Consider the following 15051-nt stretch of genomic DNA (forward strand, 5'->3'; position numbering starts at 1 on the left):
TGACGAGCACACGCTGGCGCGTGAGCTGGTCGTAGGTGCGCGGTGCACGCACGCGCGTATCGTTCGCGAAATGACTGTGGAACAGCGCGATGTTCGCGGCTTCCTGCCGGAAATCCATCTCCTCGCGCACGCGCACGCTGAACTCGCGGAACACATTGGTGAGCGCACGGACGTGATGATTCGGGAAGAGCACGTTCAGGAGGAAGAGCACGCGGAAGGAGATGTCGAGGTCGAGCGCGACGAGCTGTTCCACGTCCGGCCGCAGCACCTTCACCGCGACCCGCTCGCCGTTGAGCATCGCCGTGTGCACCTGCCCCAGCGAGGCGGCGGCGAGCGGCTCACGCTCGAAGCTGTCGAACACGTCGTCGACGGGCTGGCCGAGCTCCGAGGTGAGCACCGTCTCGACGCGCTCGAACGGATCCGGCGGCACCCGGTCCTGCAGTGTGCCGATCGCGGACAGGTACGGCTCGGGCAGGATGTCGGCGCGGGCGGCAAGGACCTGCGCGAGCTTGATGAAGGTGGGTCCCAGCGCGGCGATGGTGCCGGTCAGGCGCGCGGCCCGTCGCTCGTGCTGCTCGTCGCGGCGACGCGCGGGACTGCCGAACAGGACAAAGCGGCGGCGATCACGAAGAAAGGCGATGACGAACGGCGTCAGTCTGCTGATGATCTGCCATCCGCGCCGCCACCGGTTCATGATACGGTCGGGTCGCTGACCGGCGAGTGAGCTGATCCGGCCGGATAGGCGGCAGGTGCACGCCCCGGCCGTGCAGCGGCCACCGGCATACCCTCGGGCGTTGCTGCGCCGGCGGACAGGATGAAAGTAAAGGCCTGGTCGATGGTCATGTCGAGCGTAATGGTCTTCGAACGCGACACGACCGTCAGGAACCCCGTCGTAGGATTGGGCGTCGTCGGGATGAACACGCTGACGCCGTCGTCGACATGCCTGCGCATGCTGCCCGCCGCAACGCCCGCGAGAAAGCCGATGGACCAGCGTCCCTCCGCCGGCCATTCCACGAGCACGACCGACTTGAACGGGCGCTCCTGCTCGCCGAACATCGTGCGCGTGATGCTGTTCGCGGCGGCATAGATGCGCCGGGCGAGCGGGATGCGCTCGAGCAGCGTGGACCAGCCGGCGAGGAGACGCGAGCCCAGCGCGCGCTCAGCTCCCCAGCCGACCAGGAAGAGCAGCAGCAGGAGCATGATCAGGCCGAGCCCGGGAATCGGGAACGGCAGCCACGGATAGAGGAACTGGCCGAGCAGCCCGTCGACCAGGTTGAACAGCCACCAGAGAACGACGGCGGTCACCGTCACGGGCGCGATGACAATGACGCCGGCGATCAGCCGACGTCGGAAATGCGCCGACTTCGTGGTCGTGCGCTCGCTTGCTTCTGCCATTCCGTCCTTCACCTCGCGGGGATCACCCCCCACACCTGGCCGGCTCCATCGGGCCGGTCCACTCAGCCCATCACCTCGCGGAGGATCCGCTCCTGCCTGCGCCACATGCCGCTGCGCAGCCGCGCGGCGCCATCGGGATGATCATACCCCAGAACGTGCAGTGTGCCGTGGATCGCGACACGCGCAAGCTCCTCGCGGACCGCCACATCATTCTCTCTTGCCTGCCGCACGACCTGGTCAAAGCCGATGTACACGTCGCCGATCACGCTCTCGCCATCCTCGTACAGTGGAAACGAGATCACGTCCGTAGGTCCGTCGTGCTTCAGCCATTCCTGGTTGAGCGCGGCGATGCCCTGGTCGTCGAGCAGTGTAAGTGACAGCTCCGCATCGGGCGCGTCCGCCAGGGCAGCACGTGCAGCGCGACGCAGCAGTGCGGCCGTCCCGGCGGACGCAGGGCTCGGTCGCTCGCGCGTGCGCCGGGCGAGCGCGGGTGCAACTTGCACGCTGACCTGCGGCATTCAGGGAGAGCTGCGTCCCGCCGCGGCGACCGGGGCCGGCGGCGGCACCTGCTGCGTCGGGTAATCGATGCGGTGGTGATACATCCCGAGCAGCACGGTGACGACCTGCTGCTTGATCAGGCTCAGCTCGCGCATGGTGAGCGGTGCCTCCTCGAGCTGCCCCTCTGCGATCTTGCCGGCGACGATCCGGTCGACCAGCTCCCGGATCCGCTCCGCGGTCGGGTCCTGCAACACCTTCATGGCGGACTCGATCGAGTCGGCAAGCATCAGGATCGCGGTCTCACGCGTCTGCGGCCTGGGCCCCTGGTACGTGAACTCCGACGCGTCCACGCCCTCGTCGCGACGTCGTGCCTGCTCCAGGAAATACGCGATCTTCTGCGTGCCGTGGTGCTCCGGAATGAACTGCTTCACGGCCTCCGGCAGGTTCGCCCCCTCGGCCAGCCTGATCCCCTCGAGCACGTGGCTGCGTACGAGCGCCGCGGACGTGCCCGGATCGAGCTGGTCGTGAGGGTTGCGACCGCGCGCCTGGTTCTCGATGAAGTACTGCGGTGCGGCCAGCTTGCCGACATCGTGGTAGTACGCGCCCACACGGACGAGCAGTGCATTCGCGTCGATCGCGCGCGCGGCCGCCTCGGCCAGGTTGGCGACGTTGATCGAATGCGCGTAGGTGCCGCTCGCCTCGAGCGAGAGGCGCTTCAGGAGTGGCCGGTTGAGATCCGCCAGCTCCAGCAGCGTCTGGTCCGTCGTGATGCGCGTGAATGCCTCGAACAGCGGCATGAAGCCGAGCGCGAGGAGCGCGCTGCCGACCCCGTTGACGGTGCCCCACGCCGCCGACTCGAGCACTCCGCCACCGACCTCGCCGCGCAGCAGCCCCAGAGCGAGTGCGAGCAGCGCGTAGGAGAACGCGACGAACGCACCGAGGATGAGCCCCTGCGCACGACGTCGCACCACGCGGACGCTGAGCGCCGCCGCGGCACCGCCGATCGCCAGCATCAGGTGTGACGACAGGCTCAGGAACGGCGTCTGTGCGCCGAGCAGCAGTGCGAGCACCAGGCTCATGTTGAGCGCCATGCGCCCGTCCCAGAGCATGGCGATCACCAGGGCGGGAAACGCCATCGGTACGAGCTCGACCGGTGAGCTGGAACCGGAGATCACGGCGGCGGCCGTGATCGTGGTGCCCATGAGGAGCGCGACCAGCAGAACGCTGCGGAAATCCTGGTAGACGCTCGGCCGGTAGAAGAAGAGCAACCCCGCAAAGATCGAGAGCAGCGACAGGTTGATGATGAACGCGCCGGCCTGCCGCGCGAAGCTGCCGCTCCCCTCGCCGAGCGCGCCGATCGAGACGAGGTGCTCCTTGTATGCGGCGACGCGCGCGGCGTCGTCCTCGCGGATCGGCTCGTGCGCAGCCAGGATGCGCTCACCGCGCAGCACTTCGCCCTTGGTCGTAGGCACGGCCGCACGCGCGCGGGCGCGTGCCGTGTCGGTCGCGGCGGCATCCAGCTGCAGGCTCGGGCGGAAGAAGCGCACGAGCACCAGGTGCTGCACATCGGACAGACCCGCCGGTGCGCTCCACGGGATGTTGCCGCGCGCGGCGTCGTACAGGTTCGCCTGGGTGCGCACGGAGTCGCGGTCCACCAGCTGGTCCCGCTCACCACCGGTGATACGGAGCTGCCCGGCGCGCAGCCCCTCGAGATCCGAGGAGCGCGCCACACCGCGCGGCAGCACGTTGCGGATCGTTCGCTGGAGCGACGTCTGCAGCGCGCGCCGGTTGTTCTCTGTGCGCAGCAGCGCGATAAACTCGTCGGTCGGCGTGATCCCGTACGACGACAGGACGTCGCGCATCTCGTTGCGGACGGTCAGGTCCGATCCACCGGTCGTCGCGGCACTGTCGACGAAGCCGAGGAAGGCGCCCACCGAGGACAGCATCGTATCGGCGGCCGTTGCGTCGATCGTGAAGATCGGCGGCACGCTGGCCGCCGCTTCCTCCTGCTCCTGCCTGAGCTCGGCGTCGGATTTCGGCAGCGGGAAGGAGACCTGCGCGATCATGTCGTTCTCGGCGACCATCCCGACCTCGACGACCGGGAAGTCGGGCACGCTCGTCGCCGGGAACAGCAGGCTCACCAGCAGCACGAGCGCGAAGACGACCACGACACGGGCGCCGTGATACAGCCACGTGCCCAGCCCCGCACCCGTCGGGCGCGGCGTGCTCAGGGTGTCGAGGAACTCCTCGGCTCGCTGTGCGGCCACTTACGCCTCCTCCGCCTTTGCCTCGTCCGCCGCGTACGCCTGGATGATGTCCTTCACCAGCCGGTGGCGAACGACGTCCAGCTCGTCGAGGTAGACGGTGGCGATGCCCTCGATGCCGGCGAGGATACGCTCGACCTGCAGCAGCCCGGAACTCACGTGCTTCGGCAGGTCGATCTGCGTCTTGTCGCCCGTGATCACGACGCGCGAGTTCAGCCCGATCCGCGTCAGGAACATCTTCATCTGCGCCTCGGTCGCGTTCTGCGCCTCGTCGAGAATGACGAAGGCATCGGCGAGCGTGCGGCCGCGCATGTACGCGAGCGGCGCGATTTCTATGGTGCGCGATTCGATCGCACGACGCACCCAGTCCGCGGGCATGACATCGTCGAGCGCGTCATAGAGCGGCCGCAGGTAGGGGTCGACCTTCTCCTGCAGGTCGCCCGGCAGGAAGCCGAGGTTCTCCCCCGCCTCCACGGCGGGCCGCGCGAGCACGATGCGCTTGACGCGGTTCTTGCGCAGCGCGTCGACGGCCGCGGCCACGGCGAGGTACGTCTTGCCGGTACCCGCCGGTCCGATCGCGATCACGATGTCGTGCTTCGCGAGCGCCTCGAGGTATGCGGTCTGGCCGGTCGACTTTGCAGCAATGAGCTTTTTCAGACCTGCGAGCAGGACCTGCGGCTCCGCCGTGGCTTCCGGCATGCCGTTGCCGCGGGAGCTCTTGCGGGCTCCCCCGACGCCGCCCCACTGGCGGCGGATGTCCTCGAGATCGAAGGTCTGGCCGACGCGCGAGAGGTTGACGAGTCGCTCGGCAACGGGGGTCGCGCGCTCGACCGCTTCGACGTCGCCGGACAGGATCAGGTGGTCGCCGCGCAGGATCACGCGGATGCCCGCCAGGCGGGCAAGCTCCTGCAGGTTGGCGTCGTTCACGCCGGCGAGCAGCAGGTAATCTGCGCCCTCCGCGGCGACGCGGTGCTCCACGTTCGTGCTATCCAACGACTTCTCCTTGCTCCAGTACTCCGATGTGCAGGTCGCGCAATTCCTCGTCCGGCACCGACGCAGGCGCACCCTCGAAGAGCGCGCGGGCGGCCGTCGTCTTCGGGAAGGCGATCACGTCCCGCAGACTGGCCGCGCCCGAGAGCAGCATCGCCAGCCGGTCGAATCCGAACGCAAAGCCGCCGTGCGGGGGCACGCCATAGCGGAACGCCTCCAGCAGGAAGCCGAACTTCGTTTCTGCGGCCTCTTCGTCCATCCCCAGCGCGCGAAACAGGTGACGCTGTACCCGTGCGTCATGGATACGGATCGAGCCGCTCGCCAGCTCGTTTCCGTTGTACACCGCGTCGTATGCGCGGGACCGCAGGTGCTGGCCGAACAGTGACTCCGCGCCGGAGCGGTCCAGGAACCCGCCGGCCGTGGCCTCGAGCAGCACCGGCACATCCTCGGGATGCGGTGCCGTGAACGGGTGGTGAGCTGCCAGCAGCCGCCCGGCCTCGTCGTCCCACTCGAAGAGCGGGAACTCCGTGACCCACAGCCAGGCGTGCGGCCGCTCCACAGGTACCCCGGCACGGGCGATCAGGTGCAGCCGCAGGGCGCCCAGCGCCGACTCGGCGCCCGGCGTCCCGGCGGCGGGCGCGGCGGGCGGCAGCCCCCGGAAGCGGCCCACGACCACGACCAGCAGATCACCCGCCTGCATGCCGGTGGCCCGGATCAACCGCTCGGAGAGCGCCTCGTCGAGCCCCTTGGCGAACTGGCCCGTGAAGCCCTCGTCGCCGCGCTTGAGCCAGAGCGCGCCCGCGGCGCCGTTGCGGCGCGCGATCGGCGCCAGCTCGTCCAGCTCCTTGCGCGAAAGGGATGCCCCGCCGGGCACCACGATCGCCCGGATCCGGTCGCCACTGTCGGACGTCGCCTGGAACACGCCGAACGTGGACGCCTGCAGCAGCTCCGTCAGATCGATGAACTCCACGCCGTAGCGGGCATCCGGCTTGTCGGAGCCGTAGCGGTCCAGCGCCTCGGCGTATGTCAGGCGGGGAAACGGCAGCGGGTACGCCTCCCCCAGGATCTCCCCGTGGATGGCGGCCACCATCGACTCCGCCGCCGCGAAGATGTCGTCCTCGCTCACGAACGCCATTTCGGCGTCGATCTGTGTGAACTCCGGCTGGCGGTCGGCCCGCAGGTCCTCGTCGCGCAGGCACTTCGCAATCTGGAAATAGCGGTCGTAGCCGGAGACCATGAGCAGCTGCTTGTAGATCTGCGGCGACTGCGGCAGCGCGTAGAACTCGCCCGGATGCACCCGGCTCGGCACGAGGTAGTCACGCGCGCCCTCGGGCGTGCGCCGCGTCAGCATCGGCGTGTCGATCTCCCAGAAGCCCAGCGACGTGAGATGCCGCCGCACGACCTGCGCAAGCCGGTGCCGCAGCTCCAGGTTCCGCTGCAGCTCCTCGCGGCGCAGGTCCAGGTAGCGGTAGCGCAGGCGCAGGTCCTCGGATGCCAGCTCCTCCCCCGCCCCGCGCGCCACCAGGATCGGCGGGGTGGCGGATTCCGCGAGGATCTCCAGCCGGTTGACGCGCACCTCGACGCCGCCGGTGGGCATGTCGGTGTTCGCCATGCCTTCCGGTCGCTCGTGCACGTCGCCCTCGACCTGGATCACCCACTCCGGCGAAAGGTGCGCGGCCCGCTCCATCACCTCCGGCGGCGTCCAGTCCGGACCAAACGAAAGCTGCACCCGACCCGAGCGGTCGCGCAGGTCGACGAAGACGAGGCCGCCCAGGTCGCGGCGGCGGTGGACCCAGCCGGCCAGGCGGACCCGCCGCCCGGCATCCGCCGGCCGCAGGACGCCCGGCTGATCACTCCGATACGATGTCGAGGACTCGACGCTCATTCCCCAGGGTTCTCCGAACGCACAAAAAGAGAAAGATGACGGGGTTCCGGAAGGGCCACAAGCGTGTGCGGCACGCGCCCCCGGCCGCGTGCTGCGCTGCAGCAGTCACCGGGGCGGCACTCCAACCCCTGTCAACCGGTGCCCCCCGGCCCATCGCCCGCTACATTGCCGCCATGGCAGGAAAACTCAGTCCACGGGCGCAGACCCGCATGGCCGAGCTGGGCGAGCTCGATCGCCGGGTGCACACCGTACACGGACTCGTCGAGCAGTACGCCGTCGCCCGCGCCAACCTGGAGTCACTCGAGATTCCGCTCCGACGGAATTTCAGCCAGCTCAAGATGCACTTCATGGGCGCCGGCCTCGACTCCATGTCACAGCTGGCCGGGTCCATGGAGATGGCGATCCGCCGCGGCATGGCGCAGGCCGCCAAGACGCGCATTCTGCGCGAGGCTGTCGGCAGCATGCGGTTTCAGCTGGAGCTGGAGCAGCGATCGGTGGTTTCGGCGGATCGTGAGCGACAGGCGGCGGAAGCTGCGGGCGACGAAGGCTGAGCGACTGCGTCAGGTCGCTTCCGCTTCTCCCAGCACCTGCAGGAACTCGTCGGCGTCGCGCGCGGCGATCAGCCGCTCGCGCACGTCGTCGCGGCGCACGATCCGCGAGATTCGCGAGAGTGCCTTGATGTGAGGGCCCGCGGCGGATTCGGGACCGACCAGCAGGAAGACGAGCGAAACGGGCTGGCCGTCGAGTGCGTCGAAATCGACCGGGGCACGCATGCGGCCCGCTGCCATGCGCAGCTCACCGACGGCGGCGGACTTCCCGTGCGGGATCGCCACGCCATGACCGATGCCGGTCGAGAGCACGGCCTCGCGCTCACGCACGGCCCGCAGCACCTCGTCATGATCCTCCGGGTCCGTCCCCGAGACAACGTTCACCAGCTCGCGCAGCAGCTCTTCCTTGGAACGTGCCTCGAGCGGGATCTTGATCCGCTCCGGCGTCAGCAGTTCGGTCAGGAGCAAATCGACCTCGTACGCCATGCCGCAGGGTTACCGGACTCGTTCGGAACGGGTTAACTTAAGAGGCTGTACCACCACCAGCAAGCTGGCCCGTACGAACCACTTGGGACGCCGCATGAAGCAGCACAGCACCGACCAGCGCAGCGATCTGCTCGAGCTTCCGGCATCGGATGCCGAGGCGGCGCTGCGCGCACACTTCGCGGCGCGGGAGCAGCCCGCCTACCGGGTGCGGCAGGCGGTCACCTGGCTCTACGACCGGGACGCCATGTCGTTCGACGAGATGAGCGACCTGCCCGCGGCCGAGCGTGCCGCGTTGCACGACGCGTTCCGCCTCTGCACTCCGGCGCTCGCGCGGACGGAACGCTCCGCTGACGGCACGGTCAAGCACCTGTGGCAACTTACCGATCACGAGCTGATCGAGTCGGTGCTGATCCCCTCGCGCGACCGGCTGACGCTCTGCATCTCGTCGCAGGCCGGGTGTGCGATGGCGTGCACGTTCTGCGCGACCGGCTGGTCCGGCTACCGACGGCAGCTCACTGCGGGCGAGATCGTTGCGCAGTTCCGCGGCGCGCGCCGCTACGCCGCAGAGCACGACATGGGCGCAATCACGAACGTGGTGTTCATGGGAATGGGTGAGCCGCTCATGAACCGCCGCCACGTTTTCCCCGCCCTGACGCTGCTGAACACCGCATACGGGCTCGGCGCGCGACGCATCACGATCTCGACGGTCGGGGTGGTGCCGGGCATCCTCGAGCTCGCCGAACGCCCCGAGCAGTTCCGCCTCGCCGTTTCGCTGCACGCGCCGACGCACGAGCTGCGGCAGGAGATCGTGCCCATCGAGAAGAAGCACCCGCTGCCCGAGCTGATGGAGGCGCTGCGCCGCTTCGAGGAGGCCGGCGGCCGCCGCATCACGTTCGAGTACGTGCTCATCGACGGTGTGAACGATGCGCCCGAGCACGCGCGTGCGCTCGTGTCGCTGATCCGCGGCTTCCCTTCGCACGTGAACCTGATTCCGTACAATCCGATCCCGGGCCCGGACTGGAAGACATCGAAGCCCGCCGCGATGCAGCGCTTCCTGCAGATCCTGGAAGACAGTGGCGTGGCGGCGACGATCCGCACGCCGCGCGGCAAGGACATCGCCGCCGCATGCGGGCAGCTTCGCGCGGAGCACGCGGTCAGTCCGCCGAAGCCGTACGTGGAGCTGACCAAGCGGCGCGCGCTGGAGGAAGTGTAACCGACGAGGTTCACACGGAGGACACCGCGGCACAGAGTACACCGCAGCACGTGCAATCGAAGAGACCAAGGACGAAGAAGAGAAGCGGAGCCGTAAAGATGGAAGTCGAGGAGCTGCCCGCTCGAACGGCTCGCACCTGCCCGGGCGCGGGCGCGGGCCCGCCGACCGTGCCCGGTAGTTCCCGCCTCCCGGTCAGTCCTGCGAATCCTGCTCGCCCCAGTCCTTTCCCAGTATCACCGTCGCTTCCAGGTACAGCGTCGTATCGACCGCCGTATGCACGCGTGTAATGCCGAGTGCCCGGGCAACGGTCCGGGCGGTCTCGACATGCCCTGCACGATCCAGCACGTAGCTGGTGTCGGTCTGAGTGCGCGCGTTCCCGAAGAACACGACGTCGAATCCGCTGTCGCGCAATCTGCCTGTGATTTCGCGGGCGAGCCCTGAGCGTCCGGCGCCATTCAGCACCTCGACGCGGGGCGGGCGGCCGCGGTTCAGGAAGTCCTCGGCTGCGATGGAATCGGGCGAGGCCGTACCGGAGCCGGGCGCGCGCAGCCGCACGCCGAGCACGAACGACACGGCGAACGCGAGCACCGCGATCCCGGTGATGACGAGCAGGATGCGTTCAGTGCGCGCTTGCACGCTGTTCGGCGGCGAGGGTGTTCCAGAAGCCGATGGTGCGGGGATGAATCGGGCTGCCGGCTTCCATCAGGTGACCGATGCGTGAACGCAGGATGCTGAACACGACCTCGTCGAGCGCGTGCGGCATGCGGGCGCGCAGCACCGCACGCATCACGGGATTGAAGGTGCGGCCCGGCTCGAGGAAGTCTGCGGCGTAGAGGGCGCGACCGAGTGTGTCGAACGACGCATCGCCCAGGGTGTGGAATGCGATCGCAGTGAGAAGTGGCTCGTCGTCGACGCCCTCGGCGCGCAGGAGCGCTGCGGCAGCCGGCCCGTGGAGCAGCTTGCCCGGCAGGCCGTCGAACTCGGCGCCGGCGTGAGGGCGCAGCTCGGAGGGGGGCGCATCGCGTACGACGTCGTGCAGCCAGGCCGCGGCGCGCCAGCGGCGCCGTTCGAGCTCACCCAGCTCGAGCGCGGCGGCCCACCGGTCCATCAGCCCTGCGACGCGCGCGATATGGGCGCGGCGGGCATCGCCCGCTCGCGCCCAGTGAGGCAGCCGGCCCTCGGCTGCCGAATCAAGCAACGTTTCGCTTCTGAGCGATCCGGTTGTCGGCATCGACGAACACGAACCTGGGCTCGAAGTCGGCGAGCTCCGCCTCGTCGTAATCCCCGTAGCTGAAGACGATGATCGTGTCGCCCGGCTGGACGAGGCGTGCGGCCGCACCGTTGACGATCATGTCACCCGAGTTCGGGCGTCCTTCGATGACGTAGGTGACGAAGCGCTCGCCGTTGTTCACGTCCACGACGTGCACCTGCTCGTATACCCTGATGTCCGCCGCCTCGAGCAGCACGGGGTCGATCGTGATCGAGCCCTCGTACGAGAGGTGTGCGTCCGTCACCGTCGCACGGTGAATCTTTGATTTGCACATGGTGCGTCGCATGGGCGCCCCTGTATTCCTGTTCGATCGCGGGACCGCCGGTGCCGTCGATCCGGTCAGTCCAGTATCAGGTTGTCGATCAATCGCGTGCCGCCCACGTACGCGGCGACGGCAATCACACTGCCGGGCTCTGCCCGGCTCACGCCCTCGAGTGTCTCCGGGTGCACGACCTCGAGGTACTGCACGTCCACGCCGCCCTCGGCATCGATCACAGAGCGTGCGGTGAGCTCCAGCGACGGGCCGTCGCGCTCGCCGGCGCGCCAGGCGTCCTGCGCTGCGCGCAGTCCGCGGTACAGCGCTGTTGCGCGCGTACGCTCGGAGCCGGCGAGGTATGCGTTGCGCGAGCTCATCGCCAGCCCATCCGGTTCGCGCACGATCGGCGCCACCTCGATCCGCAGAGGGAAGTCGAGGTCGCGGACCATCCGGCGGATCAGCACCGCCTGCTGAAAGTCCTTCTGGCCGAACACGGCCACGTCCGGCAGGACGATGTTGAACAGCTTGGCGACGACCGTGAGGACGCCTTCGAAGTGACCTGGCCGAAACGCCCCACAGAGCCGGTCCCGCAGCCCCGGTGCGGAGATGATTACACCGGAAACCCCGTCAGGATACACCTCCTCGACCGGCGGTGCGAAGACCGCGTCCACGCCCCGCGCCCGGGCGAGTCGACTGTCGCCCTCCGCGTTGCGGGGGTAGCGGGCGAAGTCCTCGCCCGGTCCGAACTGAAGCGGGTTCACGAAGACGGACATGAGGACCCGGTCGGCATGCCGACGGGCAAGATCGACGAGCTGGAGATGCCCCTCGTGCAGTGCACCCATCGTGGGCACGAGCGCGATCCGGGCGCCCGCGCGTCGTTCGGCCGCGACGAACGCGCGCGTCGCGCCGATGGTCGTGAGCCGCTTCACTCGAAGGTGTGCTCCGGGCGCGGATAGTCGCCGACGCGCACCGCCTCGACGTAGTCGTCGACGCCCTGCCGCGCGGCGGCGGCGAGCTCGGCGAACCGGTGCAGGAACTTCGGTTTGAACTGTTCGTTCAGCCCGAGCATGTCGGGAAGCACGAGGACCTGGCCATCGCACTCCGCCCCCGCGCCGATGCCGATCGTGGGGATGTCGATCGAACGGCTGATCTCGCCCGCGAGTCGGCCGGGGACGAGCTCGAGCACGACCGAGAAGGCGCCGGCGTCCTGCAGCCGGACGGCCTCCTGGCGGAGCCGCTCGGCGTGGACATCTTCCCGCCCCTGGACGCGGAAGCCGCCGAGGGCGTGCACGGACTGAGGTGTCAGGCCGATGTGCCCCATGACGGGAATGCCTGCACGCACGAGCTTCGCGACGTGCTCCGCGGCCTGCTCGTCGCCACCCTCCAGTTTCACGGCCTCCGCACCCGTCTCCTTCATGATGCGGCCCGCGTTGCGCAGTGTTTCCTCGGGCGAGACCTGGAAGGTCATGAACGGCATGTCGACCACGAGCAGGCCGCGCTGCACCCCGCGGCGGACTGCGCGGGCGTGGTGGATCATGTCGTCGAGAGTGACGGGCAGAGTGGAGTCGAGGCCGAGCACGACCTGCGCGAGCGAATCGCCGACGAGGATGACGTCGGTGCCTGCCTCATCGACGATGCGGGCGAACAGAACGTCGTACGCGGTGAGCACGACAATGCGCTCACCGCGCGTCTTCATCTCGAGGAGGTCACGGATCGTGACCCGCCTCCGCTCGCCAGTCCTGTCGGTGCTCATTGGCTCCAGCGCCCGCAGCGGTGGGGGCGACGTCAACGCCCCCGGATCGGTCATCAGACCGAAAATTTGACTGAGCGCGCAAGCTAATCTCACACTTTCGGGGTGTCAAAACCAATCCGCTACGATTCTCTGCTCGTCCGCGACCTGGCCGGCGAGCTGAACCAGGCCTTCGCGGGACGGCCCCTGTTCGCAGTGCGATTCGATCGCAGCGCACGGGTCCTGGAGCTGGAAGCTGCCGATGCGAACTGGCGCTGGGCGCTCCATCCACTGCATGGCGCGCTGCTGCGCGGCCCGCGATCGCGCCTCGAGGGCAACGTGCTGCTGCCCCGGCGAGCGCGCGTCGCCGGCGTCGCCTCGCTGCCGGACGAGCGCGTCCTGGAGATTCGCGTAGCCGGGGAGGACGAGGGCGTCCATGGGGGCACCACGCAGCGCATCGTCGTCGAGCTGCTGACGAACCAGTGGAATGCACTCGCGCTGGCGACGGGCAACCGCATCACGCACGTGCTGCATCCACGCACGACCGGCTCGCGAAGGCTGGAAACGGGCGAGGTCTACGCCGCGCCGGAGGGCACAGGCCGGCTCGGCGTGGAGCGGCCGGTCACTCCCGAGGCGTGGCTCGAGATCATGGGTGCCACTGAAGCAGGCCAGCGGGTCCGCGCGTTTACATCGCGGATCGCGTGGGCGAGTCCCATCAATGCGTCGTATGTCATCGGCACGGCCGAAGCGCGCGACGACGCGCTCGCGGATGCGTACCGGCGGTACGTCTCCCTGGTGGATGGGCCGCGTTCGCCGTGCGTGCTGCCGGCGCCGCAGGAAGGACAGCCGTACGGGCTTGTTCTCGCTCCGGATGCACGCGTCTTCCCCTCCCTGCTCGACGCGTTCACCGCCTCGCTCGAAGCACCGGCTCCAGGGGCAGGAGACGAGCAACGCGAGGCGGCGCTGGCGAACGCCGTGGTGCAGGCGGAGCGTGCGGCGGCAAAGGCGAAGCGGCTGCGCGCGGAGCTGGACGCGGCACCGGCGGAGGCCGCCTCGCTGCGTCGCATCGGGGACCTGCTGCTCGCGCAGGTGCATCGCGTGTCGAAAGGCACGACCAGCGCAACGCTCGACGACTTCCAGGGCGGAACGGTCAGCGCTGTGCTGGACCCGACGTTGCCGCCTGCCGAGAACGCCACGCAGTACTACGCGCAGGCACGCAAGCGCGAGCGTGCTGCCGCACGACTGCCGGACCTGTTGGAGCGCGCACTGAGCGAGGTGGCGCGCTGGCAGGGGCTTCGCACGCGGATCGAGACCGGCCAGGCGAGCGCGGAGGAGATCGCGGCCGCGCAGCCTGCCCCGCTGCAGGGCAGCCGCAAGGCGAAGCAGGAGGTCGCGCTTCCCTACCGCGTGTACCATACGAGCAGCGGCCTGGAAGTACGGGTCGGGCGCAACCCCAGGGCCAATGACGCGCTCACGCTGCGTCACTCCAGCGGCAACGACATCTGGCTGCACGCGCGCGAAGTGGGTGGCGCGCACGTGATCCTGCGCTGGAACGACCGCGAGGCCAACCCGCCTCACCGTGACGTGGAGGAAGCAGCGATCCTCGCGGCGCTGCACAGCAAGGCACGCACGTCGAAACTGGTGCCGGTGGATTACACGAGGAGGAAGTACGTGCGCAAGCCGCGCAAGTCGCCGCCGGGGCGGGTCACGTTCGAGCGCGGGAAAACGGTGTTCGTCGAACCGGATGCGGAAGTTGCGGAGGCGATGCGGGTCGATTCCCGGGACTAGCGCGTTGCTCCGTCCATCGCCAGCCGCATCGACCGCATCATCTCCCTCGCGGCAGCCGCACCGCCGCCCTCGATTGCAGCGATCAGCGCACTGCCGACGATCACGCCGTCCGCCACGCCTGCGACGAGCGCTGCCTGTTCGGGTGTGGAGATGCCGAAGCCGACTGCAACGGGGACGTCGCTGACTGCACGCAGAGCGGCGACTTCGTCGATGAGCGACGCGCGCAGCTCGCTGCTCGCACCCGTGACGCCCATGCGGGCGATGTAGTAGATGAAGCCGCGCGCGTTCGCCGCAATTGCACGCGCACGCTCGGGCGGCGTGGTCGGCGCAACCAGCCGGATGAGTCGCAACGGGCTCGCCGCGAAGGCGGCCTCCAGCTCGTCATCGCCGCCGACCGGCAGGTCGGTAAGCAGCACACCGTGCACACCAGCGCTCACAGCGTCGGGCACGAACCGCTCGACGCCGTACCGGAGCAGCGGGTTGAGGTACGTGAACAGCACGACCGCCGTGTCGTGCCGCTTCCGGAACTCGCCCAGGATGCGGAGCGTGTCGGCCAGGGTGACGCCGTGTTCCAGCGCGATCTGCGACGAGCGCTGGATGGTTGGCCCATCGGCGACAGGGTCGCTGAAGGGCACACCCAGCTCGATGATGTCCGCGCCGCCTTCGGCGAGTGCATCGAGTATCGCAGGCGTCGCAGAGGGCTCGGGAAACCCGCACGTCAGGTACGGG

The 15051-nt window shown here is 68.9% G+C and carries 16 protein-coding genes; 3 read left to right on the forward strand and 13 right to left on the reverse strand.

Annotation, left to right across the window (positions count from 1 at the left end):
* The 6 genes from VFU06_09480 to aspS all read right to left on the reverse strand — a co-directional run.
* Positions 1 to 694: AarF/UbiB family protein (locus VFU06_09480; GenBank protein HEU5209631.1), on the reverse strand; the 694-nt coding region annotated here is incomplete at its 3' end.
* Positions 691 to 1395, reverse strand: coding sequence for a DUF502 domain-containing protein (locus tag VFU06_09485; GenBank protein HEU5209632.1), 705 nt, complete (start codon positions 1393 to 1395; stop codon positions 691 to 693). The genes VFU06_09485 and VFU06_09480, both read right to left, overlap by 4 nt.
* 62 nt (positions 1396 to 1457) lie before the next feature.
* Positions 1458 to 1898: an rRNA maturation RNase YbeY gene (gene ybeY / locus VFU06_09490; protein ID HEU5209633.1), complete on the reverse strand. Its 441-nt coding sequence runs from the start codon at positions 1896 to 1898 to the stop codon at positions 1458 to 1460.
* A gap of 15 nt (positions 1899 to 1913) precedes the next feature.
* Positions 1914 to 4160 (reverse strand): HDIG domain-containing protein, encoded by a 2247-nt coding sequence (locus tag VFU06_09495; GenBank protein ID HEU5209634.1) that lies wholly within the window; start codon positions 4158 to 4160, stop codon positions 1914 to 1916.
* Positions 4161 to 5150 carry a PhoH family protein gene (locus tag VFU06_09500; protein HEU5209635.1) on the reverse strand — a complete coding sequence of 330 codons (990 nt, stop codon included), beginning with the start codon at positions 5148 to 5150 and terminating at the stop codon, positions 4161 to 4163. It lies immediately after the preceding gene.
* Positions 5143 to 7032, reverse strand: coding sequence for an aspartate--tRNA ligase (gene aspS / locus VFU06_09505; protein HEU5209636.1), 1890 nt, complete (start codon positions 7030 to 7032; stop codon positions 5143 to 5145). Before aspS ends, VFU06_09500 begins: the two co-directional genes overlap by 8 nt.
* 209 nt (positions 7033 to 7241) lie before the next feature.
* On the opposite strand from aspS, the gene VFU06_09510 reads away from it, so the two are divergent.
* The gene (locus VFU06_09510; GenBank protein ID HEU5209637.1) at positions 7242 to 7583 is read left to right on the forward strand and encodes a hypothetical protein; all 342 of its coding nucleotides are present in this window, start codon (positions 7242 to 7244) and stop codon (positions 7581 to 7583) included.
* Between the two features lie 9 nt (positions 7584 to 7592).
* Here VFU06_09510 and VFU06_09515 read toward each other — a convergent pair whose 3' ends face one another.
* Positions 7593 to 8048: a PTS sugar transporter subunit IIA gene (locus VFU06_09515; GenBank protein ID HEU5209638.1), complete on the reverse strand. Its 456-nt coding sequence runs from the start codon at positions 8046 to 8048 to the stop codon at positions 7593 to 7595.
* A gap of 112 nt (positions 8049 to 8160) precedes the next feature.
* Between VFU06_09515 and rlmN the strand changes: the two genes are divergently transcribed.
* Entirely contained in the window at positions 8161 to 9279 is a 1119-nt protein-coding gene (rlmN, locus tag VFU06_09520; GenBank protein ID HEU5209639.1) for a 23S rRNA (adenine(2503)-C(2))-methyltransferase RlmN, read from the forward strand.
* A gap of 192 nt (positions 9280 to 9471) precedes the next feature.
* On the opposite strand, the gene VFU06_09525 is transcribed toward rlmN, so the two are convergent.
* The 5 genes from VFU06_09525 to panB form a co-directional block, all read right to left on the reverse strand.
* A complete protein-coding gene (locus VFU06_09525; protein ID HEU5209640.1) occupies positions 9472 to 9915 on the reverse strand; it encodes a LytR C-terminal domain-containing protein in 444 nt (147 codons plus the stop codon).
* Positions 9899 to 10510 (reverse strand): HD domain-containing protein, encoded by a 612-nt coding sequence (locus tag VFU06_09530; GenBank protein ID HEU5209641.1) that lies wholly within the window; start codon positions 10508 to 10510, stop codon positions 9899 to 9901. The genes VFU06_09525 and VFU06_09530 overlap by 17 nt, the downstream gene beginning before the upstream one ends.
* Entirely contained in the window at positions 10470 to 10823 is a 354-nt protein-coding gene (gene panD / locus VFU06_09535) for an aspartate 1-decarboxylase (protein ID HEU5209642.1), read from the reverse strand. Before panD ends, VFU06_09530 begins: the two co-directional genes overlap by 41 nt.
* Before the next feature lie 65 nt (positions 10824 to 10888).
* Positions 10889 to 11734, reverse strand: coding sequence for a pantoate--beta-alanine ligase (panC, locus tag VFU06_09540; protein ID HEU5209643.1), 846 nt, complete (start codon positions 11732 to 11734; stop codon positions 10889 to 10891).
* Positions 11731 to 12558 (reverse strand): 3-methyl-2-oxobutanoate hydroxymethyltransferase, encoded by an 828-nt coding sequence (gene panB, locus VFU06_09545; protein HEU5209644.1) that lies wholly within the window; start codon positions 12556 to 12558, stop codon positions 11731 to 11733. The genes panC and panB overlap by 4 nt, the downstream gene beginning before the upstream one ends.
* Positions 12559 to 12660: 102 nt before the next feature.
* Between panB and VFU06_09550 the strand changes: the two genes are divergently transcribed.
* Positions 12661 to 14322 carry an NFACT RNA binding domain-containing protein gene (locus VFU06_09550; protein HEU5209645.1) on the forward strand — a complete coding sequence of 554 codons (1662 nt, stop codon included), beginning with the start codon at positions 12661 to 12663 and terminating at the stop codon, positions 14320 to 14322.
* Here VFU06_09550 and trpA read toward each other — a convergent pair.
* Positions 14319 to 15051 (reverse strand): tryptophan synthase subunit alpha (trpA, locus tag VFU06_09555; GenBank protein ID HEU5209646.1); only part of this gene is annotated, 733 nt, incomplete at its 5' end. The two genes, VFU06_09550 and trpA, sit on opposite strands and share 4 nt — an antisense overlap.

Source organism: Longimicrobiales bacterium (assembly GCA_035764935.1).
GTDB lineage: Bacteria > Gemmatimonadota > Gemmatimonadetes > Longimicrobiales > RSA9 > DASTYK01.